The organism is Parasporobacterium paucivorans DSM 15970, from assembly GCF_900141895.1.
Classification (GTDB): Bacteria; Bacillota; Clostridia; order Lachnospirales; family Lachnospiraceae; genus Parasporobacterium; species Parasporobacterium paucivorans.
In genome coordinates this window covers 1-24,524 of record NZ_FQYT01000005.1, presented here as the reverse complement: position 1 = coordinate 24,524, position 24,524 = coordinate 1, and the positions used below count along the sequence as shown (strand labels likewise).

Sequence of the window (24,524 nt, the reverse complement as noted above, 5' to 3'; positions counted from 1 at the left end):
TTCTTTTTTTACAACTTAGACAACCTTTACATTTCTCCCATTATATCCTACAATTATCAGATAAAACCGCAAAGGAGATACCATATATGGATGCCAATATTCTGAAATTAGCCAAAATTCTGGTAAATTATTCTATCGCCTGCAAAGAAGGCGAAAAGGTGCTGATTCAATATACAGGGAATTCCACAAGTGACCTGGCGAGGCAGCTAGTACGGGAAGTATATGCCGCGGGAGGCATTCCCTTTACCAAATTCGTGGATCCCCGGATTGAAAGAGAGCTTCTGCTTAACTGTTCTGAAGGGCAGTTAAATATTATGGCTGAAACCGACGCCCAGCTTATGTCCCGGATGGACGCATACATCGGGGTAAGGGGTTCCGATAACATTTCCGAATTATCGGATGTCCCTGCCACTCGAATGGCCCTGTATGAGAAGCTATATTCAACTCCAGTCCACGGGAAAATACGTGTCCCTAACACCAAATGGGTCGTCCTCCGCTACCCGAATGCATCTATGGCCCAGCTGGCCAATACCAGCCTGGAAAGTTTCGAGGAATATTACTTCAAGGTCTGTAATCTGGACTATTCCAAAATGGCGAAAGCTATGGTTCCGCTGACGGAGCTTTTGAACCGGACTGATCAGGTCCGCATTACGGGCAGAGGTACCGACTTATCCTTCTCCATTAAGGGAATTCCGGCAGTTCCGTGTGCAGGTGAAATGAACATTCCGGACGGAGAAGTTTATACAGCTCCTGTCCGAAACTCGGCAAATGGAATTATCACCTACAACACGCCTTCCGTTTTCCAGGGTTTTGTTTACGAAAATGTAACACTGACTTTTGAAAACGGCAAAATCGTTAATGCAACCGCAAACGATACAGAACGAATCACAAAAGTGTTTGATACCGATGAAGGTGCCCGATATGTGGGTGAGTTTGCCATTGGGGTAAATCCCTATATTCTGACGCCCATGAAGGATACTCTTTTTGATGAGAAAATCATGGGTTCCATACACTTCACTCCTGGAAGCTGCTATAACGATGCTTCCAATGGCAATAATTCAAACATTCATTGGGACCTTGTCCTGATCCAGACACCAGAATACGGTGGTGGCGAGATTTATTTTGACAACGTACTGATCCGGAAAGACGGCCGCTTTGTCCATCCCGAACTTTTGTGCCTCAATCCCGAAGAACTGAAATAAAAGAATCCGGCAATGCACTCAGATATGTCTGGGCAGCTGCCGGATTTTTCTATAGTATCTTATTCAGGAATTCAATAGTACGCTGATTTTTCGGATTGGTGAATATTTCCGACGGAGGTCCCTGTTCTACAACGACACCGCCATCCATAAAGATTACCCGGTCGGCAACATCTCTGGCAAATCCCATTTCATGAGTAACCACAATCATGGTCATTCCCATTTTCGCCAGTTCTTTCATTACTGCAAGAACTTCTCCGACCATTTCCGGGTCTAATGCGGATGTGGGTTCATCAAAGAGCATGATATCCGGCTCCATGGCCAAAGCTCTGGCAATGGCAACCCTCTGCTGCTGTCCGCCCGAAAGCTGTCTGGGCATCACTTCCGCCTTTTCAGAAAGGCCAACCCTTTCCAGGAGCTCCAAGGCTTTCTTTTCGGCTTCTTCTTTTGTTTTTATTTTCAATTCAACCGGTGCCATCATGATATTTTTCATCACGTTCAGATGTGGAAACAGATTGAACTGCTGGAAAACCATGCCAATATGTCTTCTTATTTTGTTGATATCGGCATTCTTGCCGGTGATAGGTTCTCCGTTCACGAGAATCTCTCCTGCCGTGGGTTCTTCCAAACGATTTATACATCGTAAAAAGGTGGATTTCCCTGATCCGCTCGGTCCGATGACACACACCACCTCGCCCTTGGAAATCTTTAAATCAATTCCTTTTAAAACCTCAAGATGATCAAAATATTTATGCAGATTCTTTACTTCTATTTTGGGATTCATATCCTTTTCTATCATCAGATATTTATCCTCCTCTCAACTCTTCTGGCTACCATGGTAAGGATTGTAATAACCACCAGATAAAATACCGCTGTCCAGGTATAAGATGCGAAGGCCTCCATTGTACGTCCCACATATATCTTGGCCTCATACATGATATCTGCCAGTCCAATTACGGAGATAATGGATGAGTCCTTCAGTGTTATTATAAACTGGTTGACCAGAGAAGGCAGACAGATCCGGAAAGCCTGAGGCAAAATAACTTTACGCATTGCCCTCCCATTTGAGAGGCCCAGACTTCTTGCCGCCTCCATCTGTCCTGTATTGACAGCTGCTATGGCTCCTCTGAAAATTTCTGACATGTAAGCTCCCGCATTCAAGGTCAGCGTAATAACACCGGCTGTGAACGAAGAAAACCTCACATCAAACCCGGCCAGCTGAAGAAGCTGAGGCAAGGCAAAATAAATATAGAACACCTGAACCATCAGGGGCGTTCCCCTGATGATCCAGATATATGCTTTTGAAATCCAGCGAAGAGGTGCTACCTTGGATATTCCCATCAGACTCGAGCACAAGCCAAGTACCAGTGCCATCAGAAGCGACAAAACCGTTACTTCAACAGTAATCAAAAGTCCGTCAAGCAGCATCGGATAGACTTCGCTAAAAACTTTTCCTAAATTCATGATATATCCTCATTATTCGGCAGAAATATATTTATCTATAATTTCCTGGTATTTTCCGCTCTCTTTGATATTTTCAAGACCTGCATCGAACTTTTCAAGAAGCTCCGCGTTTTTGCCTTTCAATACCGCAAATCCGTAGGAAGATCCTTTCTCCATTTCCGTGACCATTTTCAGGCCGTTACCCTGAGTGATTCCATAACCCATGACAGGATAATCTTCAAAACATGCAACTGTGTTGCCTGTCTTCACATCTTCATACATAAATGGGGATTCATCGAAATAGACAAGCTCAAATCCGTATGTGTCTTTGATGGATTCTGCGAATGATGCGCCTTCTGTTCCTGTTTTAACGGCAACCTTCTGTCCTCTGAGATCCTCATAGGACTTTATGGTATCATTGGAAGCACTTACTGCCATCACGACACCTGAGTCATAATATGCTGCAGAAAAATCATATTTCAGCTTGCGATCATCTGTGATGCTCATGCCGGCAATGACTCCGTCCGCCTGGTTTGACTCCAGAGCCGCCACTGCTGCATTAAATCCGAGGGGCTGCAGTTCATACTTGAATCCCTGATCCTCGGCAATTGCTGCCAACAGTTCAATATCAACGCCTACATAATCCCCATCCTTATTCTGGAACTCAAAAGGCGCAAAGGTCGTATCTGTTGCGATTTGGTATACTTTTTCATCTGAATTGCTGCCGGAACAGCCCGCCAAAACACTCATTGCAAGAATCAGGGCAGTACCTAATGTTAATAACTTTTTCATTTATTTTCCTCCCTTATTTAAATATCCATCTAATTATATATCATTTTATGCTTTTTAAAAAGAATTATTTATATCATCTCAAGTACTACAGGACAATGATCCGATCCCAGGATTTCCGTACATATGTCCGCATGCTTCAGCCGGTCCTTCAGACTGTTTGAGACACAGAAATAATCGATACGCCAGCCGGCATTCTTTTCCCTGGCCTTGAACCGGTAGGACCACCAGGAGTAAACGCCTTCCTTCTCCGGGTAAAAGTAACGGAACGTGTCTATAAATCCTGCCTGGATGAGTTCAGTGAATTTTCCTCTTTCCTCATCGGTGAAGCCCGCATTTTTTCGGTTTGTCTTGGGATTTTTCAAATCAATTTCCTGATGGGCGACATTCAGGTCCCCACAGAAAATAACCGGTTTCTTATCCTGAAGCTTCTTCAGATACTCCCTGAAATCATCCTCCCATTTCATCCGATAATCCAGCCTCATCAACTCAGGCTGGGAGTTTGGAGTGTAACAGGTGACAAAATAGTAGTCTTCATATTCCAGGGTAATCAGTCTTCCCTCATCGTCATGATCCGGCATTTCCATCCCGTACTTCACAGAAATCGGCAGCCATTTTGTAAATATTGCTGTTCCCGAATAGCCTTTCCTCTTGGCATAATTCCAATATTGATGGTAACCGTCAAGATTCAGATCAATCTGGCCTTCCTGCAGTTTTGTTTCCTGTATGCTGAAAATATCTGCATCCACAGTGTGGAAGAATTCTTCAAATCCTTTCTGGACGCATGCCCTGATACCATTTACATTCCATGACACAAATTTCATGTCGGATCCCCCCCTATTGCTTAATTAAGGTATAGTCATTTCCCGATGCTGCAAAGTACGCATCCGCTCCTGCAATCGGCATTTCTGATGTCGCTCCTGATTCCACCTGGATTATCCTGACGTTATAAGCATCGTATCCGCTGATAATGTAGACCCCTTCGCCCGTTCTGGCAGTAATGATATGACCGGTGCTTACAAAGTAAAGCATCTGATTCAGGGTGCATCCTTTCAGACTCAGAATCCCCTTTCCCGAATTGTCATTCAGGGCTTCCAGGACATTCTGCGTATTGATATTGGAAACATCTGCTGATTTTTTAGCAATCCCCCGTATCCAGAAATACTGCTGCCCGGAGCTTGTCACAACTCCCAGTTGGGCATCGGCTGCGTTGACCGCATTGGAGGGATTCGTGTATACGCCTTTCAATTCCCCTTTTCCATAAACAATATACCTGTCGGATATATTTACCAAGTCTTCCAGTTTCAGACCCGCCGGATTACGAAAAGCAAATTCTCCCGCTGCGGCCACATTCACATCTCCTGCCTTTATAACGGCAGTTTTAAAACTCATCACCAGTTCATTTTTTCGTACGGAATCGGCCAAGACAGAAACCTCCGTCTTTTTTTCTTCCGCACGAGTGGTATCATAAATCGCATAATCAGAAGATGGAGTGAATGCATCCCCCGTTTTTACTGCTCGGCCAAGACTGATTCGGTTGTATTCATTTTCCGACCAGGTATAATAAGTGCCGTCATCCTTCTTGGTAAGTGTCTCATTGCCGCTGGCATCTACCACCTTCAGCTCGTTCAGGTAAAGAGTACCTGCTCCATTTGTCTGGGGAACGAAATCACCCATGGAGCCTATCCCATAGACAAACCCCTCGCCCAAAAACCCAAGCGCTCGTATGTAGGAATTTTCCGGGGCATACACGGTCTGTGTCTGGGCTGTCTCCAGGTCCAGAACCTGAATCTCTTTTGAGTTATTCACAGAACCGTCTGCATGCCAGGCAATCTTGCTGCCGTCATAGCTGACAGCATAATTTCCTTCCGTCAACCCAATGGCAACCTGTACGTATTCCTCCCCCGTCAGATCTATAGAATAGAGGGAGTCATTGAGCAGTATGTACAGCAGATTATTTCCATTCAGATACGTGAGCTTTCCCATAAGATTTTTTATCATCTGATAGGGCCTGTCCGAGGCAATAAAGGTCTTTTCTTCAATGGTATTGCTTTCCGCATAATAGTTATAGACGGCAATCCCTGTCAGTCCCTCATGAGGGCCCCTGTTCATATACCCATATACCATGAAGCAGATATTTCCTGAGTCTTCCACGCGGATTATTTTAATGTCATACTGGTCGAAATTCTCACGAATACTGCTCTGGTCTTCTCCCCGGAAGGAAAAGACTGGAATTATCGTATTCGTATCGGTGTTCATACTCCAAAGCGTTCCGCTGTTTACAAATCCCACATATACCCCCCCGTCATCGGAGGTATATTCCGTTATAAGGTCACTGTTAATCCCAAGATTTATTTCTTTTTTACTTACGTTTACTGAAGAAGGATAAAAAATCTCATCCGCGCGCCTTTCATAATCAAGAAGATAGGCCTTATCATTCCCGATGTTAACCCTGAAATATTCCACCACACTGTAGTATTGGTCTCCCGAGCGGACCACGTACTTCAGCTGAAAGCAGCCGATACTCCCAAACATTTCTTTTATTGAAAGCACAGGCTCTGTAACCTGTTCCGGGGCCATGCTGCCCCAGGAAACCTGATGATAATTGGAGTGCATCGTTACAAGACCGAAATTTGAATTGTCATTTTCCTGTGTATCCGGTTCCAGGTAATTTATTAGTTCTTCGGACCTCGCCTTGTCCAGTGTCAAATCGCTGAACTGGTGTACAAAATTAATCTGTCTGCTGACATAGGAATCATCTTCGTTCAATATCCTTGTATAATAGTTCACCGCTGCTTGGCTGTCCGTTACCACGTTAATGACAAGCATATATTCCGTATTATGCGCCACCATTTCGTCCACCGAAATAGTCGCCTTGATCGTTTCTTCTGCTTCATTCCAGTCTTTTATTTTATTGCTCTGAACAAGATTGCTTCCGTCCAGGCTTACAATCTCGTAACTGATTTCTTTCACCTGGGATCCGTAGGTGTCGATTTCCATATTTATCTCATAGGAATCGGTCAGTGGTGTAATGGTATCCCTCATTGCCGTTTCATCCATGGTTTCCGTGTTGCCATGAATTTCATTTAAGCGGGCACCTTCATAGGTCATGTAAACAACCGGAAGAGAGGCATCCCCCATTTTAGACGTGTTGACGGTTGTTTCGTCCTTATTAAATATGAAGTACAGCCCGATTACGGCCAGAAAAACGATGAGCAGTATAATGATTTTAATGGAAAATCCGCTGAATACGTTGCGAAATTTTTTTTTCATAGCCATCCCCTTGCGTCTTTTGTTTTGGGCATAAAAATAATCATGGCAATGGATACATTGCCATGATTATATTGTAATTGCTTTGCTAAAAAATCACAACCACTAATTATGAGCTGACTGCCTCGTTCATCATACGTTCTTTGTAATGATGAGCCTCTTCAAGCATCATGTCTTTAACTTTCATCAGACGGATCTGGGAGCTTCTTTCATTTTCATCCAGTTTCATGACGATATATTTTATCTTCGTCTGCATGTCCGGAATCATTACATGTTCCAAAGCATTTACCCTTCGTCTTGTCTTCTCGATTTCAGAGGCCATCAGCTGGCAGGATTTTTCAATCTCCGCAAGCCTGAGCATTTCCGGTAGAACATCAGCCAGTGATTTAACAGCAGTGTCCAAATCGCTTGAAGTAAATGCATATCCGTAGCAGTAGATGTCATTAGCATCAGGAGTTCTTGTCTGATATTCAAAGGTCGGAATTTCAACGCTCATGACGTTTTTGACACCTGACTTCAGCGAGACTTCCTGTCTGGGAGCCATCAGGGCAACATTCATTGCCTCATCTTCCATACCGGCTCTTGCCAGAACGAAATTCTTGTTCGCATCCTGAATACCTTTTTCGACTTTCGCCCTTAATTCTTTCGTTTCCCTGATCAGCTCAAGAAACTGTCTCATCAGCTCATCTCGCTTGTCTTTCAGCAGCTTGTGACCACGCACTGCCGTTTTCAGCTTTTTCTTAAGCTTTGTCAACTCCATACGCGTGGGATTAACGTGAGTACTAGCCAAGAACGACACCTCCTTTCCTTCCCGCTTCGCTCTTGCAGAGTCTAAGGGCTTTCTTATTTACCATAATACTCATCTAAGAATTCATCCTTAATTCTCTTCAGTTCTGTTCTAGGCAGTATGGAAAGCAGTTTCCATCCAAGGTCGAGGGTATCCTCAATTTCTCTGTTGGCTGCATATCCCTGTGATACATATTCGCTTTCAAAACGGTCTGCAAATTCTGCATACAGCTTGTCCATATCAGTCAGAGCTGCTTCACCAAGTACAACCATGAGCTCTTTGGCTTCCTTACCTCTGGCATAGCATGCAAAAAGCTGATTCATGGTGTTCGCGTGATCGGCTCTTGTTTTTCCTTTACCGATACCCTTGTCTTTCAGACGGGAAAGAGAAGGAAGAACGTCTACAGGAGGTGTAACACCCTGTCTGTACAGCTCACGGCTCAGGATAATCTGCCCTTCCGTAATGTAGCCGGTAAGGTCAGGGATTGGATGGGTTTTGTCATCCTCAGGCATGGTAAGGATTGGTATCATGGTGATACTTCCTTTTTTACCTTTCAGACGTCCTGCGCGCTCATATAAGGTTGCAAGGTCAGTGTACATGTATCCTGGATATCCACGTCTTCCTGGAACTTCCTTACGGGCCGCAGATACTTCACGGAGGGAATCCGCGTAGTTTGTGATATCCGTCATGATTACAAGTACGTGCATATCTTTTTCAAATGCAAGATATTCTGCAGCTGTCAGTGCCATACGCGGTGTAGAAATACGCTCTACGGCAGGGTCATTTGCAAGGTTGACGAACATAACGGTTCTGTCAATGGCGCCCGACTCACGGAAGCTGTTTGTGAAGAAGTTTGCTTCTTCAAATGTAATACCCATGGCTGCAAAAACAACGGCGAAAGTATCATCTTTTCCTCTTACTTTAGCCTGTCTTGCAATCTGGGCTGCCAGCTGTGCATGTGGAAGACCACTGGCTGAGAAGATAGGAAGTTTCTGACCACGAACCAGTGTGTTCAGTCCGTCAATACTTGAAATCCCTGTCTGGATAAACTCCTGCGGGTAGTTTCTTGCAGCTGGATTCATAGGAAGTCCATTGATATCAAGACGCTTTTCCGGTAAAATTTCCGGACCATTGTCGATTGGACGTCCAAGTCCGTCAAAAACACGGCTTAACATGTCATCAGAAACACCCAGTTCCATGCTTCTACCAAGGAAGCGAACCTTCGTGTCTGAAGGATTGATACCTGCGGAGGTATCAAACAACTGAACCAGGGCGTTGCTTCCATCGATTTCAAGCACTTTACAACGGCGTTTTTCTCCGCTTCCAAGCTCTATTTCTCCCAGTTCGTTGTAGGTTACTCCTTCAACGCCCTGGACAAGCATAAGAGGACCGGCGATTTCCTGAATTGATCTATATTCCTTAGGCATTAGTCCTCCTCCTTCCGTAACAGCTGAGCAATTTCAGCATTGATTGTTTCTATGATACTCTCATATTCCGCAGCTGTCTTGTCAAGCTCCAGGTATTTGAAACGTCCGATACGTTCTCTGACCGGAAGACCTACCAGTCCTTCAATATTTGCGCCTTCTTTTAACCCTTCATTACACAGATCAAAATAAGCAAGAACCAGACCCATCATTTTAAACTGTTTCTCAAGTTCTGTATATGTATCCACCTCATGGAATGCATCCTGATGCAGGAAATCTTCACGAATGGAACGTGCTGCTTCGAGTTTCAGTCTGTCTGGAGCACTTAGTGCATCCATACCTACCAGTTTAACGATTTCATCAAGTTCGGCCTCATCGCTGAGGAGCCTCATGATTTTTGCCCTTTCGCCCATCCAGTCTCCGCCAACGGCACCGTTGAACCAAGCACCCATGTCATCTGTATACAGAGAGTAGCTGGTCAGCCAGTTGATTGCCGGGAAGTGACGTCTGTATGCCAGGCTGGCATCCAATCCCCAGAATGCTTTTACAATACGTAAGGTAGCCTGAGATACAGGTTCGGAAATATCTCCACCTGGAGGTGAAACCGCTCCGATAACGGACAGGAATCCTTCACGAGGATCTAAACCTTTCGATATAACTCTTCCAGCTCTCTCATAGAACTGGGCCAGACGGCTTCCCAGGTATGCAGGATAGCCTTCTTCACCAGGCATTTCTTCCAAACGGCCTGACATCTCCCTGAGGGCCTCGGCCCAACGGGAAGTGGAATCCGCCATGAGGGCTACGGAATATCCCATGTCCCTGAAATACTCGGCAATTGTAATACCAACATAAATGGATGCCTCACGGGCAGCAACAGGCATATCGGATGTGTTTGCAATCAGAACGGTTCTCTCCATGAGGGAATTGCCGGTCTTGGGATCCACGAGTTCAGGGAACTCGGTAAGAACGTCTGTCATCTCGTTTCCACGCTCTCCGCAACCGATGTATACAACGATATCTGCCTCGGCCCATTTTGCCAGCTGATGCTGGATAACGGTCTTACCGCTTCCGAAAGGTCCTGGAACCGCGGCCACACCGCCTTTTGCGATTGGGAAGAGAGCATCTATAACCCGCTGTCCGGTGACAAGAGGCTTGTCCGGTGATAATTTTTCTTTATATGGTCTGCCCACACGGACGGGCCATTTCTGGAGCATTTTAATTTTGACTATGGATCCGTCTTTCTGCTCAACCGTTGCAACGGTTTCCTCCACGGTGAACTCACCGGAATTGATGGTTTTGATCACTCCGCTGACGCCGTTGGGTACCATGATTTTCTGCTGTACGATAGGAGTTTCCTGAACTGTACCGATAATGTCACAACCTTCAACCTGTGCGCCTTCGGCAATCGAAGGTACAAATGTCCATTTCTTTTCCCTGTTCAAAGAGGGAACTTCAACACCTCTTGTTAAATTGTTGCCTGTCAATCTCATGATTTCTTCGAGCGGTCTCTGAATTCCATCATAGATACTTCCCATAAGGCCTGGTCCCAGCTCAACGCTGAGCGCATATCCCATGGATTCTACGGGTTCGCCAGGTCCAAGACCTGAAGTTTCCTCATAAACCTGGATGGAAGCCTGATCGCCGTGGATTTCAATGATTTCCCCGATTAGACGCTGATTACTTACACGCACCACGTCAAACATGTTTGCATCGCGCATGCCTTCAGCGATTACCAATGGACCGGCAACTTTTTTAATTGTCCCTATACTCATTGCTTTTCACCTGCTTCTTTAATTTTCGTTGTTGAATATGATATCCGAACCTACGGCCTGTTCGACCATTTTTTTCAGGGCTTTCACGCCTCTTCCTGTATTTCCGGAAACGCCCGGAATAGGAATGATTGCAGGAAGCCTGAGCGTCCGATACTTATCGATTTCCGTCATTAATAAGTTCTGTAATGACTCGGTAACATAAATAACTGCGTATTCGCTATCTGCCAGCCTCTTCAAGGTAGCTGCGCCAGTTTCCTGGTCATCAACCGGATACGTGTCAAGACCCAGTGCAGCAAATCCGTAAATACTGTCACGGTCACCTAATACTGCTATCTTATACATACATATCCCTCAACCTTTCTCTTATTTTATCTTCGGGAAGACTGTTGAGTTTCCCCGACAGAATGATTCGGACAGATTTAATTTCATTCTCCTTGGCAATAACGTATGCCAATAACGGTGAAATTGTAAACGCATTGTACTTCTGTGGACGAACCTGGTTGATCAGACGATTATCACACCATCTGTCGAAGGCGGACGGGGATTCCTTTATAGCCTCGATTGCATCCGAGTATACTGTAGTTTCCAGATATTCGTATATGGCCTCTTCGCTATTCAAGGTGGCCTCTACGAGTCGTTTCCTGTTCAGTGTGGCACATTCGACAAAAGCTCTTTCCAGGAACTCATAGCTCTTCTGGGTTCTCTGGGCCCGGATGGCAATATTGATATTCGCGGCCGCACATTTCAGTTCGGCATAGTCTCGGATCAGTTCATTGTCTGTCTCAAATGCCCTGGCATGGATTGCTTCCAGCGCAGCCCTGTCTATGATTACATCGCAAAGCTGTCCGTCTCCGGTATGAAACATAACTTCGTATGCTTCCTCAGCACATTTCGCCAGGAAGGCCGGAAGTTTAATAAAATCATGCTCCCTTGCTGATTCCAGTATCAGCATCGGATCTACCGTCCCATTCTTAATGAAAATATTCGGTACATCCTTGCTGACATAAGCCTGCTTGATTGCGGCTTTCAGGTTGTGGAAGTCGTTGCTGTACAGAAATATATTAAATACATCCATATCCTCCTTGTCCACAAGCTCATGGATCAGCTTCCACGTTTCTTCCCGCTGCTCGGCCAACAGCTGTTCAGCTGTTTCATTGCCGGACGTTCCCCATCCTTTTTCATTCAGGAACCGGAGTGCGTCGTTATAGCTTTTTGAGGCCAACAGCTGGTCTAAATCCTGCTTATCAAATAAAGTCAGCTCTTTAGAACGAATACGTGCGACCGCATATGTAAATAGCTTATCGTCCATAATTCCCTACCTTTCTGAGCTGTATTTATTCAAACAGCATGCCTCCTACTTTGTCCTGCAAGGTTTCCTTTGCAGCAGAAAAAAGTGATTCAAAAGAACAGTTTTCTTCCACTTCGCCGTAAGCAAGCACAAAGCCTCCGTCGATTCTTCTTGTTTCCTTTGATACGGTTAATTCAGCACCTGCTTTTTCTTTCAGTGCTTCTGCCAGCTTTGCTTCAAAGTCTGCTGGCACTCTTCTTAAATCAGATTCCGAAAACAGCAGATAACCTTTCTGGTTCAATGAATATTTTTTCACCATCTTTACAATGGTATCGAAATATTTATCTTCAGGCAGTTCAAGCAGGAATGCCTTGGCATCCTCTATTACTTTCTCAATCGCCTGCTGCTTTGTCTCCAGGATTGCTTTTTTCTCCCGGAGAGCTGCGGCTGATTCGCCCTGTTTGATAAGGTTTTCATACTTGGTTTTAGACTGCTCTTCCAGGACTTTTACCTGTTTTGCTCCCTCTTCCCGGGATTCATCAAGCAGCTGCTGTACTTCTTTTTTGGCCTTTTCAAGAACTGCTCCGGCCTCAGAATCTGCATTGCTTTTTATATGTTCCAATATTTTTTCAAGTCCAGTCATAGACCAATTTCTCCTAACTGTTTGTTATATGTTCATTCCACCAATGGCAGAAACCATCAGGATAGATACCAGCAGTGCCAGAATCGCATATGTCTCAACCATTGCAGGGAAAATCATGGCTTTACCGAACTGTTCCGGTCTTTTTGCAACAAGACCAATCGCTGCTGCTGCCGCCTTGCCCTGGGAAACAGCTGAACGCCATCCAGCAAACGCCATAGGCAGACATGCAAAGAGATATAAAAAGCCTTTTGCTACGGATATATCAGAGCTTCCGCCCAGAATACCAATCTGTGACAATGCGATAAATCCGATGAGCAGACCGTAGATACCCTGTGTACCTGGTAACAGCTGCAGTACAAGTACCTTACCGAATTTGCTTGGATCCTCTGTTACAACCCCTGCTGCTGCCTGTCCTGCGATACCAACTCCCTGTGCGGAACCAATTCCTGCAAAAAATACTGCCAATGCCGCACCAAGTGCCGCCAATGTAACTCCGAAATTACTAGCCAAAAAATCAATCATCGTTTTAATTCTCCTTTATTTTATAATATTTTGTCTTTGCAATATAAGGTTCAAATTTTCTTCCGCCGCCTTCATAGAACTTTCCAAAGAGCTCAACATACGCAAGACGGTTTGAATGAACGTACGCTCCAAGAGCATTTATTCCGATATTCAGTGCATTTCCACCAATAAATATTACAATGAAAATAATCACACCAAGCGGGGTAGGGCCAAACATGGCTCCGATTTTATTTACTACGGAGCATATAACGCCTGTTGCAAGTCCTAATGCAAGGAGCCTCGAGTAGGAAAGCATATCGCTTAAGTAGCCAGTGATATTATAAAGGGCATAGAGTCCTTTTAAAATTCTCTTGACTGGGCTCTTCGATTCTCTTCCATTTGTCAGAATAATCCCGATTGCAGCAACAGCTGCCAGAATCATTCCTACCTTTCCGACAGATGCAGGTAAAATCCAGCTGAGTCCGGTCATGCCGATAATCATCTGGGATGAAAGGCCCATCAGCAGACATCCAACCAGAATCATATACCAGAGGATGACATCGTATAATGCTGACTTAATATCTTTACGTTTGATGCACTGATAAAGGTTTGCTCCAAGACCTACAAAAATATGGATAATACCAAGTGCCAATGAAAGTACCAGTACCGTCATCGGATTTTTAACCGGGTCAAGCCACAACGGCGGAATAGCCACCGTCTTTCCAAAGAAGGTCGTCGATATTACCGATATCGCATCGCCAAAATAACTTCCATATATCACACCCCAGAGAATTGTTCCAAAGCCGCAGTACATGAACATCTGCATATTTTTCTTCATAGGGCCTTCTATTGTATGTTTAAATTTGTGAAGGATAAATCCGCATCCGAGTACCAAGGCTACCCCGTACATAGTTTCTGAAAGCATGGCTCCAAAGAAAAGGTAGTAAAAGACTGCCACAACCATCGATGGATCAATTTCCCGTCTTCCTGGAAGGCTGAAGGCTTCCACGACTCCTTCTAAAGGTGCCGCAAATCCTTTGTTCTGGAGTGCAATCGGTACGTCATCATCTTCTGTCGGTTCTTCTACAACGACTTCAGCCGAATAATTTTTCATATAGTCTGTAACAAAGTTCACTGCTTTTTGAGGAATAAACCCAGAGATAAAAAAGACATTCTTCGACTGCAGCATCTGGCTGGCCGCGTTGTATCTTCCTGCTCCGATAGACTGGCTGTCTGCAAACAACTTAATGTCTTCACGCTTCTTTGCCAATCCCTTTATTTTCTCAATATCGGCGCTGATTAAGCTTTCGTATTCCTTGATTTGTTCCTCAAACTGCTGAATTTGCTTGATCGGGGCAATGTCACCCGAGACAACTGGATAGGCAAATCCATTTGACTTCAATTTATCGGATACCAAATCCGCTTTGCCCTTTTCACATATTGCCATGATGCAGGTCTGCTCTCTCGATGCATTGATGATGTCAACATTCACCGGCGTATATTCGGCGAGCTGCTCATATACCATCTCAAGGGTCCATGTGTTGGGCAGCGTCCCTATGAATGCCGTTGTATATGCTGTTCCCTGAAAAGAAAGTGGTACGTCGAGCGAACTCCACGGAATAAGCGTCTCTGTCTGAAGCTTGAATTTCAATATCTCGGCTTTGCTCTCAGCGATTTCCTTTTCCAAAGAGATAATTTCCGCAACAACTTCAGATATTTCCGTCTCTTTTTCCGAGAATGCATCATATTCATTTAATGTAATCTGTTTTCTGCCCTCGAACATGCTTAATAGTGATTTTTTTTCGGAATCATATGCTTCCAGTGTTTCAAGAGCTGAGTCGGCTTTCACGCTGTTCTTTGAAAACACTGCTTCTGAAGAGGAAAAATCCATTTTCTGAAACACCTCATCCTGTTGCAGTAAATCGTTGAACTCAATGACGCCATGCCTCTGAATAAAGCCTGTTATGCTTTTTTTGTCTTCCTGTAATCCGCATATTGTGATTCGCTGCATTTGCAGCACTGCCATAGCACCAACACCTCCTTAATGTACCTTTCCGTTAAACTATCTGTTCCACCACAATCCTGATAGCTTCCGCACGATTTTGCTGTACTTTCTCCTGAATCTTGGAGCTTTCCGCCTGTGCACTGCTGACTGCTTTTTCCAGAACTGATTCGTTTATCTTTTCGGCCTCAGCCAGGCTCTTCTGCTGCCTTTGCAGTACTTCCTGAACCATATCTGCCTTAATACGTTCAGCCTGCTTTCTGGCATCTTTAAGCAGATTATCCGCCTCAGTCTGTGCTGCTCTGACTGATTCTCCTGCTTGCAGCTCGGTCTGGCGAATAGTCTGAATCATTTCCTGTGCCATTCATTTCACCTCCGCTAAAAAAGTTCATAAAAATCCAAATACCTTTACACTTTACCACTTGCATGTATAAATTTCAATACAAATAGCGGTTATATTTTTAACTTGCATAGATGTCCCCAAACCTTCATCTATCCCATATTCGAATAACGAAAAGCACTGCTGGAACGCTCAATTAATAGGAAAAGACGCATCCGCTTTCCAGCGTGATGCGTCTTTTCCTATTAATATCTTCTATCACAGTTTCATGTTTATTTCCCTGCCGGTCCGGTTGTACTGGTAATATCTTACCCCGGCTGCATCCAGCATTCGTTTGGATGCCATTACTTCTTCCGTCTCCGCATATTTATCACAATCATAAACAATCGTAGCTATGCCTGCCTGTATAACTGCCTTGGCACATTCATTACAGGGGAAAAGTGTGACATACAGTTTCGTGCCTGCCAGGCTTCCGCCAGTGTAATTAAGAATCGCATTCAGCTCGCTGTGGGTTGAATAGAGATATTTGTTATTATCACAGCAATCGCCTTTTGTCCACGGAAAAACATCGTCCGAGCACCCGTTTGGAAATCCGTTATACCCCATGGAAAGTATTTTGTTTGCCGGGCTGACAATACAGGCCCCTACCTGCGTGCTGGGATCCTTGGACCGCATGGCTGACAGCATCGCAACCCCCATAAAATACTCATCCCAGGTAATATAATCTAACCTTTTTTCGCTCATAATCTACCTCACTGCTACCTTTCCAGCTCGATCTGCTCAATCCGGCGGATGTGTCTTTCTTCTCCGGAAAATTCTGTGTTCAGGAATGTCTCCAATATTTTCAGGGCAAGACCGGGGCCAACCACTCTCCCGCCTAATGCCAGGATATTGGCATCATTATGAAGTCTCGTTGCCTCCGCGCAGAAACAGTCCGTACATACCGCCGCCCTGATTCCCTTGTACCTATTGGCCGTCATGGAAATTCCAAGGCCTGTTCCGCATATCAATATCCCTTTATCAGACTCTCCGTCAAGAATGCTCTCGCATACCGCTTTCGCGTACACAGGGTAATCACAGGGGCTGCAGTCGTAGCAGCCATAGTCCTTAAATTCCAGACCCTTTTCCTCAAGATACTTCATGATTTCCTGCTTCAGTTCAAACCCTCCATGGTCACTTCCGATTGCTATCATTTGTTTTCTTCCCCTTTCAACTTATCTTTAACTTTTAGCACAAGCCGTTCCAACACTCTATATGATTCGGAATATTCAGCAAGATCACCGCCGTAAGGAGTCTTCATATCGCCGATCTCTCCGACAAATTCCCTGATGGTATATACATTCGCGGCATCCTTATATTCCTCATATAATTTAAGCTTTTGCAGCCCGTCCATAACCAGGACCAGCGTCTCTTCCGAAAAATCTTCCGGCATCAGCAGCTTTGACTGATATCCCCGAAGATTCAAGCCTTTCATTTCAGCGATAGTCAGCACTTTTTGATTCACGGGTTCCGGAAACAGCACGATGATTCCTCTGGACTCGATCTTCATGTCTTGCATGTCTGGTTCATTTTTCAAAATTGCTGCAGCAAGAGGTGTCAAGCTGGTATTATCCGTTCCAACAAAGATAATTCTTTTAAACCTCACCATGTCTGTTCCTCAATCTCCCCGTCATTGTCCAGCTGAATTATATGGTTCGATGATGCCTTCTTTAAGCGGTTCATGATTGCCTGACCCAGGTTGTCTCCCTCGATTGCCTCACAATATATGGTTTCCACATCTGTATTGTCAAATTCACGCAGAACACTATAAAGATTCCTGGCAATTGTTTCCCTGTCAGAGCGGCTTCCAATAGTAATTACCGTTCCATAATGATATCCCCGCTCCATTTCAGTTGTGGCAATTATTCCTACCTTTTTTCCCTGGGATTCCTCATCTTTTGCGAGTTCGTTGATTTTCTCTGACACGTGGCCTGCATCTCCCTTAACAAGGATAAGCTCCGCTTTTGGCGCATAATGGCGGTACTTCATGCCCGGTGCCCTGGGTCTGAAGTCATCTGACGCACCTTTTGCCTGTTCGTCAGTCTCCACTTTCCCAATCACCGTTTCCATCATTTCACGGGTCACATATCCGGGTCTCAGTATTACCGGTACATTCCCTGTCATGTCGACAATGGTTGATTCCAGACCAATGCCCACGTCCCCGCCGTCAATAACCATATCAATTCTTCCGTTCAGGTCCTCCAGCACATGACTGGCCTTTGTAGGACTTGGCTTTCCAGATGTATTCGCACTCGGAGCGGCAATACAGATTCCCGAATCCCGGATAAGGGCAATTGCCACGGGGTGCGAAGGCATCCTTACCGCAACGGTCTCAAGCCCGCCGGTTGTGCTGTACGGGACCCTGTCTGTTTTTTTAAAGATAAGGGTAAGAGGTCCCGGCCAGAACTTTTCCATCAAAATTCTTGCGTCTTCATTCACTTCCCCGACAAGGAATTCAAGGGAATTCATTTCTGCTATATGTATTATCAGCGGATTATCGGACGGACGGCCTTTTGCCTCATATATCTTCCGGGAAGCCTCTCCATTGAGAGCATCTGCCCCCAGACCGTATACTGTTTCTGTAGGGAATGCAACCAGCCCGCCATTTCTTAGGATTTCGGATGCCTGCTTGATTTTATTCATGTCTATATTTTTCGGATCCACTGCAATTAATTTTGTATTCATACGCTACCTAACCTGCCGATTATTCGGATTAATTAATATACTTTATGACTACATCCCATATCTCGGGTGTCTCCATCCCAAGTTTCCAAAATGCTGCTCCTGCAAGATTGTTATCCATCATGGACTTGAGTTTGAGCTCTATTGATTTCTCGTCTTCAATCCATATCCGGTAGGTTGCCCCTTCACTTTCATATTCACAGTAATTCAGCCCCATATCATCCAGCCATGTGGCTGTCAGACCGTTATTTGCGACAATACTGTCTATTGTCTTCATATCATAACTGTTAGAAGTCACTTCATCTCCGGATTCTTTCCATACTCTCGTATAAAAGGGAATGCCCAGGATGATTTTTGAAGAATCCATCATAGCGAGAGAATCCGTAATCGCCTTGTTCACAAATCCGATGGATGCCACCGGTCCGGCTTCCGCAGAAGATCCCGCATACTCGTCATACGCCATTATTACTACATAATCTGCAATCTGCCCCTGCTGTCCAATATCATAATACTCCGTCCAAGGGGAGGGCACATAATTATCAATGGATAAAATTATATTGTTGTTCCGGCATTTAATCGATAATTCTCTTAGAAACTGAAGATAATCCCTTCCATTTTCAAGCGCAACTTTTTCAAAGTCCACGTTGATTCCATCCAGGTCATATTCAATTGCATAGGATATTATTTTATTGACCAGCTTTTCACGTTTTGAAGTATACGGAAGAACTTGGGATACATAATTTCCAGCCGTGTCTGCATCGGAAAAATCTGCAATGAGAGCCCAGACTTCATATCCCAGCTGATGCGCCCGGTCTACATAGCTCTTCTGTGCAAGGGATGAAATATTGCCATCCCCATCTGAGAGCGCAAACCAGGTTGGTGAAACAACATTGATTCCCTTTGTTCCCGCTGTCATATCCGTAAGATACCCGTTTGCTGTTGTGTTGTTAACCTGGTGCCATACCAGATTGACACGTCCCTCTTTTCGGATGCTGGAGTAGACAGGCTCTTCAAAATCACTGACTCGCTCCTGCGTCCTGACGTCAGATAGATATCGATTTTGAATATATCCTATATAACCGCCCTCTGCACATACCTTGGTCCAGTCATCCATCTGCTCAAGGATAATCAGCGTATCTCCTTTTTTGACGTCGGCAATAATGGGACTTTTTATTCCACCTTTAACACGTATCTGTTTGTTCTTCTTCACATCTGCAACCGTAATCTCGCCCCAGGTACTGGTAATGTTCACTCTGCCCGGATCCGAGAAAAGCGTGTATTCAATTCCACTGAATTTCTTGACAAATTCTGCCGCAACATAAACCTTGGAGCCTTCCGCCTTGACAATTGTATATTCCATGGAATTTTTGTTTTTATTCACATAATAATCTTTACTTCCCGTCGCCACTTTAATCACGTCAGTGGGCGTGGTAAAAATCAGTACATTCTCGTTTGCATCCCAGTAGAATTTATCGTTGATATTATTTTGTATAGTTGTGAGGTTAATATAGACATTTCCATCATATACTGCTGAGTTTTCTTCCACAAGTGCTTCATCGACGATTGCCGCAATTTCAGAGTCATTCACATTATCATCAAGTCCGAATACCTGAGTTAGATCCGCTCTTTCATTTGTCGGAGTATATTTTTTAATCAGCTGTACCGCAAAAAATGCCAGTACTATAATAACTACTATAATAACTACCATAAGAATAGGTTTTTTTCGTATCATTTTCAATCCTCCTATTCCGACAGTATATCATTTTTCCATTCTTACGTCATCTACTAATTCAGCAACAAACAGCCCACCCACCGGATGAATCCAACCTTTGGCTCAAATATTCCGTCCATGAAATATTCGTATCGGAATCATCTCAACCCAACCAGGTCTACTTTAAAGTAACTTTATCAAACCCGATTCTTAATATGTTGCCTTCATCATCGATATCATAGGCGCGCATATAGCTGCAATCTTCTTGTATACAGCAGGTGGCAATCTCCCACGGCGTTGCAACCCTGTATCCGATGAGCAATTCAATTCCCATTTCCAGGTACATTTTCATTTCAGCAATAATATTTGCAAAAAGTATTTCTTTATCGATATCATGGCGCTCCATTTTTTTCCTCCTTTCCAAGCAAAGTCCGCAGATATTTGAAAATACCAGAGCAACGCGTAAAACACACCGTGATATATGATTTACTTATCCCTGCTTCCATATATCCTGCTTTTTAATTTTTTAAGAGATTTGAGGCGATTAGGGGTTTTGTTAAATTGGAACAATTAAGGTTTTGATTGCAAAATATTGCGACAAAAAAGATAGGAATTTCAATAGAATTTCAGATGATTTTATTATCATTAATGTATTCTGTTCGTCATGTTGTCTGGTTTTTGTCTGTAGGATTCCTCCTTGCAATCCATTATGCCTCAAATCTCCTAGAATTATATTATAATAAATTCGAGAGTATATTTCAACTATTAAATATACTTTTTCTTTACATCGTATTGACTTTTAGTTTATACTATAGTATATATAGATAACTTATTATGTTGGGATAACTGTAATTACCATACATATAGAAAGAGGTGTTTTTTATGAAAATCGAAAAAATCAACGATAATCAGATAAAATGCACTTTAAATAAATCAGACTTGGCTTCACGGCAAATCAAGCTTAGTGAGCTGGCCTACGGAACGGACAAAGCCAAAAGCCTATTCAGAGATATGATGCAGCAGGCATCTTTCCAATTTGGATTTGAGGCTGAAGACATACCCCTTATGATAGAAGCAATTCCGGTATCAGCCGATTGTATTGTCCTCGTCATTACAAAAGTGGAAGACCCGGATGAACTGGATACAAGATTTTCCAAGTTCACCTACTCCACTGATCCCGAGGATATGCTGGCAAGTGATTCCGCTGATTCTAACGATTTATTTGGTGCAGACGAAATTTTAGATATATTTAAGAATTTTGCAGACGGCGATGACGATTTACGCGATATGGATGAATACAATATTCCAAGCGATTCCCCATCTCTACCCGTGCCGCCGGCTTCCGGTAAAGAAAAGAAAATTATCGAAAGCAAGCGAAATTCTGAACCCGCAGGACGAAATCACAGCATAATTAAATTGTATTCCTTTGATAACCTTGACACGATAATACAGTTATCCCACGTGTTACAGGATTTATATAATGGAGAAAACTCCTTGTATAAATCTGAAGAGAAAGGACTATATTTTCTTGTAGTAACCAAATCTGGACATTCTCCGGAAGAGTTCAATAAAGTATGCAATATACTTTCCGAATACGGGAATACGGAGCGTTCTTCTTATGCGAGCTGGGCCCACTTTGAAGAGTTCTGTGATGTCATAATATCTAACTCTGCTTTACAGAAATTAGCATTGTTGTAATTTAAATTTAAAACGAGGCACCGAAATAATCGGCGCCTCGTTTTTTCTATTTAGTTTTTGCTGTCTACATAAGAATTCATCTGATCCAGAAGAACATTGACATCCATACCATGAACAAATGCAGCTTCTTCAATCGTTTCGCCCTGTGCGGACGGACATCCCAGGCAGTGCATTCCCGAATTCATAAGAATTGGAGCAAGTCCTTCATCTATTCTCAGTATCTCTCCAATAGTCATATCTTTTGTGATTTTCGCCATTCTATTATACCTCCTTGACTGATTTACCGGCGCTTAAGCCGTGCATGTACTGAATATTATAGTATATGCATGACATATTTGCAAGCTGCATGGAGGACAGAACCGAAAAAAGCTCTGTAAATGAATTACAAAGCTTTTCTGATGTGCGTTAGAGGATTCGAACGAATATCGCGCACAAAAAATCCAGTAAAATCAACGGTTTGAAGACCCTCGTTTTTAAATTGGAACAGCACTGAACACTTAATGGAACAATAATCTATATCTGCAACAAAATAGAAACTTTTATTTAGTTCTGCAATACGAGCATTGATTTGAAAACAAAGACTTCCAATAATAACTTCTACCACATTTGGGGCACATATTATTCTGTGAGGTCAGCGGGAACACAATCAAACAATTAATGGCCAGCGCAATTGCCAACCCTAACATAGCGTACTTCTCTAAAATTATATATACAAAAAGTCCAACTAGTGATATTAACGTGACGATTCTCCAGGATACAATCGCTTTGTGGCCTTTCAAACCTGTTATACTATACAATAATATGGCAAAAACAATAGTGTCAAAACCCAATTCAATAAACATTGCCATCACCTTCCTACTCAAAACAAGACACCAATGGTCTGGTGACTTGTTTTGAAAAATTATCGACCGTCATATTCCCAATAAGTATATCCTATATAATTTGCATGGGAAGAATCAGAATAATATGATGTATGGCATGTCTCTCTTACAATTATAAAGGCACTATATGAACTTAACATATAATTATAGATTTCTCTGAAATATGTGTAAGTTGCGTTTCTTTCAAAGTATGTAGCTGCTATTGAACCAAGTGCAGCTGCAGCAGGCGCTCCAAATGTACCCGCTGCCGCTGCACTTAATGCTGCAATAATCGCTGTGATTGTATAGTTCTTTATATATGTGTTGCCATCTCTATAAGTCGTAACCCACTCACCTGTTGTACCATCTGACGTTAAGGTGGAAAGATTAATCTGTTTAGGTGCATATACATTTTGTACCGAAACTTTACCGTTTGACTCCGTACGTTCTAATACCAAGTCACCATTAAACTGAGTTGTTAGTTCTAATATCTCTTCCTGTAAATAATTCCCATCAGAATCTAAAATATAGATTATACTATCTACATTTTCAAATTCAGTATCAGCATCTTCGATTACCTTATACTCTTTACCGTCTTCTTTGTAGGTATAAACCAGATGCGCGTCCCCTGGTAATCCTTCAAGAAAAACAATATCTGAGCGTCCACCTATAGATTCCTTTACTGTAATTGATGAAATTTCGGAAGCTTTCACTATATTGGGATTAAAGATTGACATGAAACATGACAAGATAAGACATAATGATACTATACGTTTTGTAAATTTGAACACATCTTATCCTCCTTAAAACATTTTACACTTATTATGCCACATTGCTCAAATTACAAATACCATAGATTGGGAAAAAGCAAGTAAAATTGTCGTATAGCGGTTATGGTTGAAACAAGATATTTAAATGCTGTTCATTCTCCATCAAAACAGATTTCGAACAAAAAAATAGACGAAAACCCGTAATTCAAAGGTTTCCGCCTGATTCGACGAATGTGCGTTAGAGGATTCGAACCCCCGGCCTTCTGGTCCGTAGCCAGACGCTCTATCCAGCTGAGCTAAACGCACAAATATTAAATTTAAATGCCGGCGACCGGAATCGAACCGGTACGGGAGATTAGTCCCGCAGGATTTTAAGTCCTGTGCGTCTGCCAGTTCCGCCACGCCGGCATATAAAACTGGTTAAAAACCAAATGGGACCTACAGGGCTCGAACCTGTGACCCTCTGCTTGTAAGGCAGATGCTCTCCCAGCTGAGCTAAGATCCCAAATATCCTGAGCAAAACAAGAAACGACCCGAATGGGACTCGAACCCACGACCTCCGCCGTGACAGGGCGGCGCTCTAACCAACTGAGCCACCGGGCCAAAATTGAAAAAAACCTCGAATAGGTGAAAATTGGAATGGACCTTCAGGGACTCGAACCCGGGACCTACCGGTTATGAGCCGGTTGCTCTAACCAACTGAGCTAAAGGTCCAAATAAGCCGACAATCGGACTTGAACCGATAACCTGCTGATTACAAATCAGCTGCTCTGCCAATTGAGCCATGTCGGCGAAACCTGTAGTTTTGCAGTATCACAAAACCGTATTATGCTGTTATTGTCGCAAATAACAAATGACTCCAAGGGGATTCGAACCCCTGTTACCGCCGTGAAAGGGCGGTGTCTTAACCGCTTGACCATGGAGCCACAACTCCCCGAGCAGGGCTCGAACCTGCAACAACTCGGTTAACAGCCGAGTGCTCTACCATTGAGCTATCGAGGAATAGTACATATATATGCTGCACCTTCAAAACTGCACACAGAAGAAACTCAGACATCCGCCTATGACCTCTTGGTCAAGCCCTCGACCTATTAGTATCAGTCAGCTGAATACATTGCTGTACTTACACCCCTGACCTATCAACCTCGTCGTCTTCAAGGGGTCTTACTGGCTTGTGCCATGGGATATCTCATCTTGAGGGGGGCTTCACGCTTAGATGCCTTCAGCGTTTATCCCGTCCCGACTTGGCTACTCTGCCATGCCTTTGGCAAGACAGCAGATGCACCAGAGGTCAGTCCATCCCGGT

Annotated in this window: 24 protein-coding genes, 8 tRNA genes and 1 rRNA gene; 2 read left to right on the top strand and 31 right to left on the bottom strand. The window is 43.7% G+C overall.

Features of this window, described 5'->3' with window-relative positions:
* Nucleotides 1-86 precede the first annotated feature (86 nt).
* Nucleotides 87-1,202, top strand: a complete 1,116-nt coding sequence (locus tag BUA79_RS02850; protein WP_073992852.1) for an aminopeptidase — start codon at nt 87-89, stop codon at nt 1,200-1,202.
* Nucleotides 1,203-1,251: 49 nt separating this feature from the next.
* Here the strand turns inward: BUA79_RS02850 and BUA79_RS02845 are convergent, their stop codons facing one another.
* From BUA79_RS02845 to BUA79_RS02750, 20 genes are all read right to left on the bottom strand, one after another.
* Nucleotides 1,252-1,983 (bottom strand): amino acid ABC transporter ATP-binding protein, encoded by a 732-nt coding sequence (locus tag BUA79_RS02845; RefSeq protein ID WP_073992963.1) that lies wholly within the window; start codon nt 1,981-1,983, stop codon nt 1,252-1,254.
* A gap of 14 nt (nt 1,984-1,997) precedes the next feature.
* Nucleotides 1,998-2,663 (bottom strand): amino acid ABC transporter permease, encoded by a 666-nt coding sequence (locus BUA79_RS02840; protein ID WP_073992851.1) that lies wholly within the window; start codon nt 2,661-2,663, stop codon nt 1,998-2,000.
* A gap of 12 nt (nt 2,664-2,675) precedes the next feature.
* Entirely contained in the window at nt 2,676-3,392 is a 717-nt protein-coding gene (locus BUA79_RS02835) for a transporter substrate-binding domain-containing protein (RefSeq protein WP_408633820.1), read from the bottom strand.
* Nucleotides 3,393-3,502: 110 nt separating this feature from the next.
* Nucleotides 3,503-4,255, bottom strand: coding sequence for an exodeoxyribonuclease III (xth, locus tag BUA79_RS02830; protein ID WP_073992849.1), 753 nt, complete (start codon nt 4,253-4,255; stop codon nt 3,503-3,505).
* A gap of 13 nt (nt 4,256-4,268) precedes the next feature.
* Nucleotides 4,269-6,704: a hypothetical protein gene (locus BUA79_RS02825; protein ID WP_073992848.1), complete on the bottom strand. Its 2,436-nt coding sequence runs from the start codon at nt 6,702-6,704 to the stop codon at nt 4,269-4,271.
* 106 nt (nt 6,705-6,810) lie between these two features.
* Nucleotides 6,811-7,491: a V-type ATP synthase subunit D gene (locus tag BUA79_RS02820; protein ID WP_073992847.1), complete on the bottom strand. Its 681-nt coding sequence runs from the start codon at nt 7,489-7,491 to the stop codon at nt 6,811-6,813.
* 53 nt (nt 7,492-7,544) lie between these two features.
* On the bottom strand, nt 7,545-8,915 hold the full coding sequence (locus tag BUA79_RS02815) for a V-type ATP synthase subunit B (RefSeq protein ID WP_073992846.1): 1,371 nt from the start codon (nt 8,913-8,915) through the stop codon (nt 7,545-7,547).
* Nucleotides 8,915-10,684, bottom strand: a complete 1,770-nt coding sequence (locus BUA79_RS02810; RefSeq protein ID WP_073992845.1) for a V-type ATP synthase subunit A — start codon at nt 10,682-10,684, stop codon at nt 8,915-8,917. The genes BUA79_RS02815 and BUA79_RS02810 overlap by 1 nt, the downstream gene beginning before the upstream one ends.
* Nucleotides 10,685-10,702: 18 nt before the next feature.
* Complete coding sequence (locus BUA79_RS02805) at nt 10,703-11,026, bottom strand: V-type ATP synthase subunit F (protein ID WP_073992844.1); 324 nt, start codon at nt 11,024-11,026, stop codon at nt 10,703-10,705.
* Complete coding sequence (locus BUA79_RS02800; RefSeq protein WP_073992843.1) at nt 11,019-11,993, bottom strand: V-type ATPase subunit; 975 nt, start codon at nt 11,991-11,993, stop codon at nt 11,019-11,021. The genes BUA79_RS02805 and BUA79_RS02800 overlap by 8 nt, the downstream gene beginning before the upstream one ends.
* Before the next feature lie 25 nt (nt 11,994-12,018).
* On the bottom strand, nt 12,019-12,615 hold the full coding sequence (locus BUA79_RS02795) for a V-type ATP synthase subunit E (RefSeq protein ID WP_073992842.1): 597 nt from the start codon (nt 12,613-12,615) through the stop codon (nt 12,019-12,021).
* A gap of 24 nt (nt 12,616-12,639) precedes the next feature.
* Nucleotides 12,640-13,137, bottom strand: coding sequence for a V-type ATP synthase subunit K (locus BUA79_RS02790; protein WP_073992841.1), 498 nt, complete (start codon nt 13,135-13,137; stop codon nt 12,640-12,642).
* Between the two features lie 4 nt (nt 13,138-13,141).
* Nucleotides 13,142-15,142 carry a V-type ATP synthase subunit I gene (locus tag BUA79_RS02785; protein WP_073992840.1) on the bottom strand — a complete coding sequence of 667 codons (2,001 nt, stop codon included), beginning with the start codon at nt 15,140-15,142 and terminating at the stop codon, nt 13,142-13,144.
* A 31-nt stretch (nt 15,143-15,173) separates the two neighbouring features.
* Nucleotides 15,174-15,482: a hypothetical protein gene (locus BUA79_RS02780; protein WP_073992839.1), complete on the bottom strand. Its 309-nt coding sequence runs from the start codon at nt 15,480-15,482 to the stop codon at nt 15,174-15,176.
* A gap of 234 nt (nt 15,483-15,716) precedes the next feature.
* A complete protein-coding gene (locus BUA79_RS02775; protein ID WP_073992838.1) occupies nt 15,717-16,202 on the bottom strand; it encodes a deoxycytidylate deaminase in 486 nt (161 codons plus the stop codon).
* A 14-nt stretch (nt 16,203-16,216) separates the two neighbouring features.
* Nucleotides 16,217-16,651, bottom strand: coding sequence for a ribose 5-phosphate isomerase B (rpiB, locus tag BUA79_RS02770; protein ID WP_073992837.1), 435 nt, complete (start codon nt 16,649-16,651; stop codon nt 16,217-16,219).
* On the bottom strand, nt 16,648-17,106 hold the full coding sequence (locus tag BUA79_RS02765) for an arsenate reductase/protein-tyrosine-phosphatase family protein (RefSeq protein ID WP_073992836.1): 459 nt from the start codon (nt 17,104-17,106) through the stop codon (nt 16,648-16,650). Before BUA79_RS02765 ends, rpiB begins: the two co-directional genes overlap by 4 nt.
* Nucleotides 17,100-18,182, bottom strand: a complete 1,083-nt coding sequence (locus BUA79_RS02760) for an L-threonylcarbamoyladenylate synthase (protein ID WP_073992835.1) — start codon at nt 18,180-18,182, stop codon at nt 17,100-17,102. Before BUA79_RS02760 ends, BUA79_RS02765 begins: the two co-directional genes overlap by 7 nt.
* Before the next feature lie 28 nt (nt 18,183-18,210).
* The gene (locus BUA79_RS02755) at nt 18,211-19,911 is read right to left on the bottom strand and encodes a glycosyl hydrolase family 18 protein (RefSeq protein WP_094757270.1); all 1,701 of its coding nucleotides are present in this window, start codon (nt 19,909-19,911) and stop codon (nt 18,211-18,213) included.
* Between the two features lie 157 nt (nt 19,912-20,068).
* Nucleotides 20,069-20,296, bottom strand: coding sequence for a hypothetical protein (locus BUA79_RS02750; protein WP_073992834.1), 228 nt, complete (start codon nt 20,294-20,296; stop codon nt 20,069-20,071).
* A gap of 476 nt (nt 20,297-20,772) precedes the next feature.
* Here BUA79_RS02750 and BUA79_RS02745 point away from each other — a divergent pair, with 476 nt between their 5' ends.
* Nucleotides 20,773-21,588 (top strand): adaptor protein MecA, encoded by an 816-nt coding sequence (locus BUA79_RS02745; protein ID WP_073992833.1) that lies wholly within the window; start codon nt 20,773-20,775, stop codon nt 21,586-21,588.
* A 50-nt stretch (nt 21,589-21,638) separates the two neighbouring features.
* Here BUA79_RS02745 and BUA79_RS02740 read toward each other — a convergent pair whose 3' ends face one another.
* The 11 genes from BUA79_RS02740 to BUA79_RS02685 all read right to left on the bottom strand — a co-directional run.
* Nucleotides 21,639-21,845 (bottom strand): DUF1858 domain-containing protein, encoded by a 207-nt coding sequence (locus BUA79_RS02740; protein ID WP_073992832.1) that lies wholly within the window; start codon nt 21,843-21,845, stop codon nt 21,639-21,641.
* A 644-nt stretch (nt 21,846-22,489) separates the two neighbouring features.
* Nucleotides 22,490-23,185: a hypothetical protein gene (locus BUA79_RS02730; RefSeq protein ID WP_178138521.1), complete on the bottom strand. Its 696-nt coding sequence runs from the start codon at nt 23,183-23,185 to the stop codon at nt 22,490-22,492.
* A 265-nt stretch (nt 23,186-23,450) separates the two neighbouring features.
* Nucleotides 23,451-23,524: transfer RNA gene (locus BUA79_RS02725), tRNA-Arg, on the bottom strand.
* Between the two features lie 16 nt (nt 23,525-23,540).
* Nucleotides 23,541-23,626, bottom strand: a tRNA-Leu gene (locus BUA79_RS02720).
* Nucleotides 23,627-23,650: 24 nt separating this feature from the next.
* A tRNA-Val gene (locus tag BUA79_RS02715) sits at nt 23,651-23,723 on the bottom strand.
* A gap of 24 nt (nt 23,724-23,747) precedes the next feature.
* A tRNA-Asp gene (locus BUA79_RS02710) sits at nt 23,748-23,821 on the bottom strand.
* A 37-nt stretch (nt 23,822-23,858) separates the two neighbouring features.
* A tRNA-Ile gene (locus tag BUA79_RS02705) sits at nt 23,859-23,932 on the bottom strand.
* 5 nt (nt 23,933-23,937) lie between these two features.
* Nucleotides 23,938-24,010 (bottom strand) — tRNA-Thr (locus tag BUA79_RS02700).
* Nucleotides 24,011-24,072: 62 nt separating this feature from the next.
* Nucleotides 24,073-24,144, bottom strand: a tRNA-Glu gene (locus BUA79_RS02695).
* Between the two features lie 4 nt (nt 24,145-24,148).
* Nucleotides 24,149-24,220: transfer RNA gene (locus BUA79_RS02690), tRNA-Asn, on the bottom strand.
* Between the two features lie 69 nt (nt 24,221-24,289).
* Nucleotides 24,290-24,524, bottom strand: a 23S ribosomal RNA gene (locus tag BUA79_RS02685); the annotation flags it as partial.

What these genes read in the sequence shown, in the direction of transcription:
- BUA79_RS02810 (WP_073992845.1), bottom strand. Translation starts at nt 10,684, where the DNA reads ATGAGTATAGGGACAATTAAAAAAGTTGCCGGTCCATTGGTAATCGCT.
- BUA79_RS02780 (WP_073992839.1), bottom strand. Translation starts at nt 15,482, where the DNA reads ATGGCACAGGAAATGATTCAGACTATTCGCCAGACCGAGCTGCAAGCA.
- BUA79_RS02800 (WP_073992843.1), bottom strand. Translation starts at nt 11,993, where the DNA reads ATGGACGATAAGCTATTTACATATGCGGTCGCACGTATTCGTTCTAAA.
- BUA79_RS02795 (WP_073992842.1), bottom strand. Translation starts at nt 12,615, where the DNA reads ATGACTGGACTTGAAAAAATATTGGAACATATAAAAAGCAATGCAGAT.
- BUA79_RS02790 (WP_073992841.1), bottom strand. Translation starts at nt 13,137, where the DNA reads ATGATTGATTTTTTGGCTAGTAATTTCGGAGTTACATTGGCGGCACTT.
- BUA79_RS02730 (WP_178138521.1), bottom strand. Translation starts at nt 23,185, where the DNA reads ATGTCAATCTTTAATCCCAATATAGTGAAAGCTTCCGAAATTTCATCA.
- BUA79_RS02850 (WP_073992852.1), top strand. Translation starts at nt 87, where the DNA reads ATGGATGCCAATATTCTGAAATTAGCCAAAATTCTGGTAAATTATTCT.
- BUA79_RS02840 (WP_073992851.1), bottom strand. Translation starts at nt 2,663, where the DNA reads ATGAATTTAGGAAAAGTTTTTAGCGAAGTCTATCCGATGCTGCTTGAC.
- BUA79_RS02740 (WP_073992832.1), bottom strand. Translation starts at nt 21,845, where the DNA reads ATGGCGAAAATCACAAAAGATATGACTATTGGAGAGATACTGAGAATA.
- xth (WP_073992849.1), bottom strand. Translation starts at nt 4,255, where the DNA reads ATGAAATTTGTGTCATGGAATGTAAATGGTATCAGGGCATGCGTCCAG.
- BUA79_RS02755 (WP_094757270.1), bottom strand. Translation starts at nt 19,911, where the DNA reads ATGATACGAAAAAAACCTATTCTTATGGTAGTTATTATAGTAGTTATT.
- BUA79_RS02765 (WP_073992836.1), bottom strand. Translation starts at nt 17,106, where the DNA reads ATGGTGAGGTTTAAAAGAATTATCTTTGTTGGAACGGATAATACCAGC.
- BUA79_RS02745 (WP_073992833.1), top strand. Translation starts at nt 20,773, where the DNA reads ATGAAAATCGAAAAAATCAACGATAATCAGATAAAATGCACTTTAAAT.
- BUA79_RS02835 (WP_408633820.1), bottom strand. Translation starts at nt 3,392, where the DNA reads ATGAGTGTTTTGGCGGGCTGTTCCGGCAGCAATTCAGATGAAAAAGTA.
- rpiB (WP_073992837.1), bottom strand. Translation starts at nt 16,651, where the DNA reads ATGATAGCAATCGGAAGTGACCATGGAGGGTTTGAACTGAAGCAGGAA.
- BUA79_RS02805 (WP_073992844.1), bottom strand. Translation starts at nt 11,026, where the DNA reads ATGTATAAGATAGCAGTATTAGGTGACCGTGACAGTATTTACGGATTT.
- BUA79_RS02825 (WP_073992848.1), bottom strand. Translation starts at nt 6,704, where the DNA reads ATGAAAAAAAAATTTCGCAACGTATTCAGCGGATTTTCCATTAAAATC.
- BUA79_RS02760 (WP_073992835.1), bottom strand. Translation starts at nt 18,182, where the DNA reads ATGAATACAAAATTAATTGCAGTGGATCCGAAAAATATAGACATGAAT.
- BUA79_RS02775 (WP_073992838.1), bottom strand. Translation starts at nt 16,202, where the DNA reads ATGAGCGAAAAAAGGTTAGATTATATTACCTGGGATGAGTATTTTATG.
- BUA79_RS02785 (WP_073992840.1), bottom strand. Translation starts at nt 15,142, where the DNA reads ATGGCAGTGCTGCAAATGCAGCGAATCACAATATGCGGATTACAGGAA.
- BUA79_RS02750 (WP_073992834.1), bottom strand. Translation starts at nt 20,296, where the DNA reads ATGGAGCGCCATGATATCGATAAAGAAATACTTTTTGCAAATATTATT.
- BUA79_RS02815 (WP_073992846.1), bottom strand. Translation starts at nt 8,915, where the DNA reads ATGCCTAAGGAATATAGATCAATTCAGGAAATCGCCGGTCCTCTTATG.
- BUA79_RS02845 (WP_073992963.1), bottom strand. Translation starts at nt 1,983, where the DNA reads ATGAATCCCAAAATAGAAGTAAAGAATCTGCATAAATATTTTGATCAT.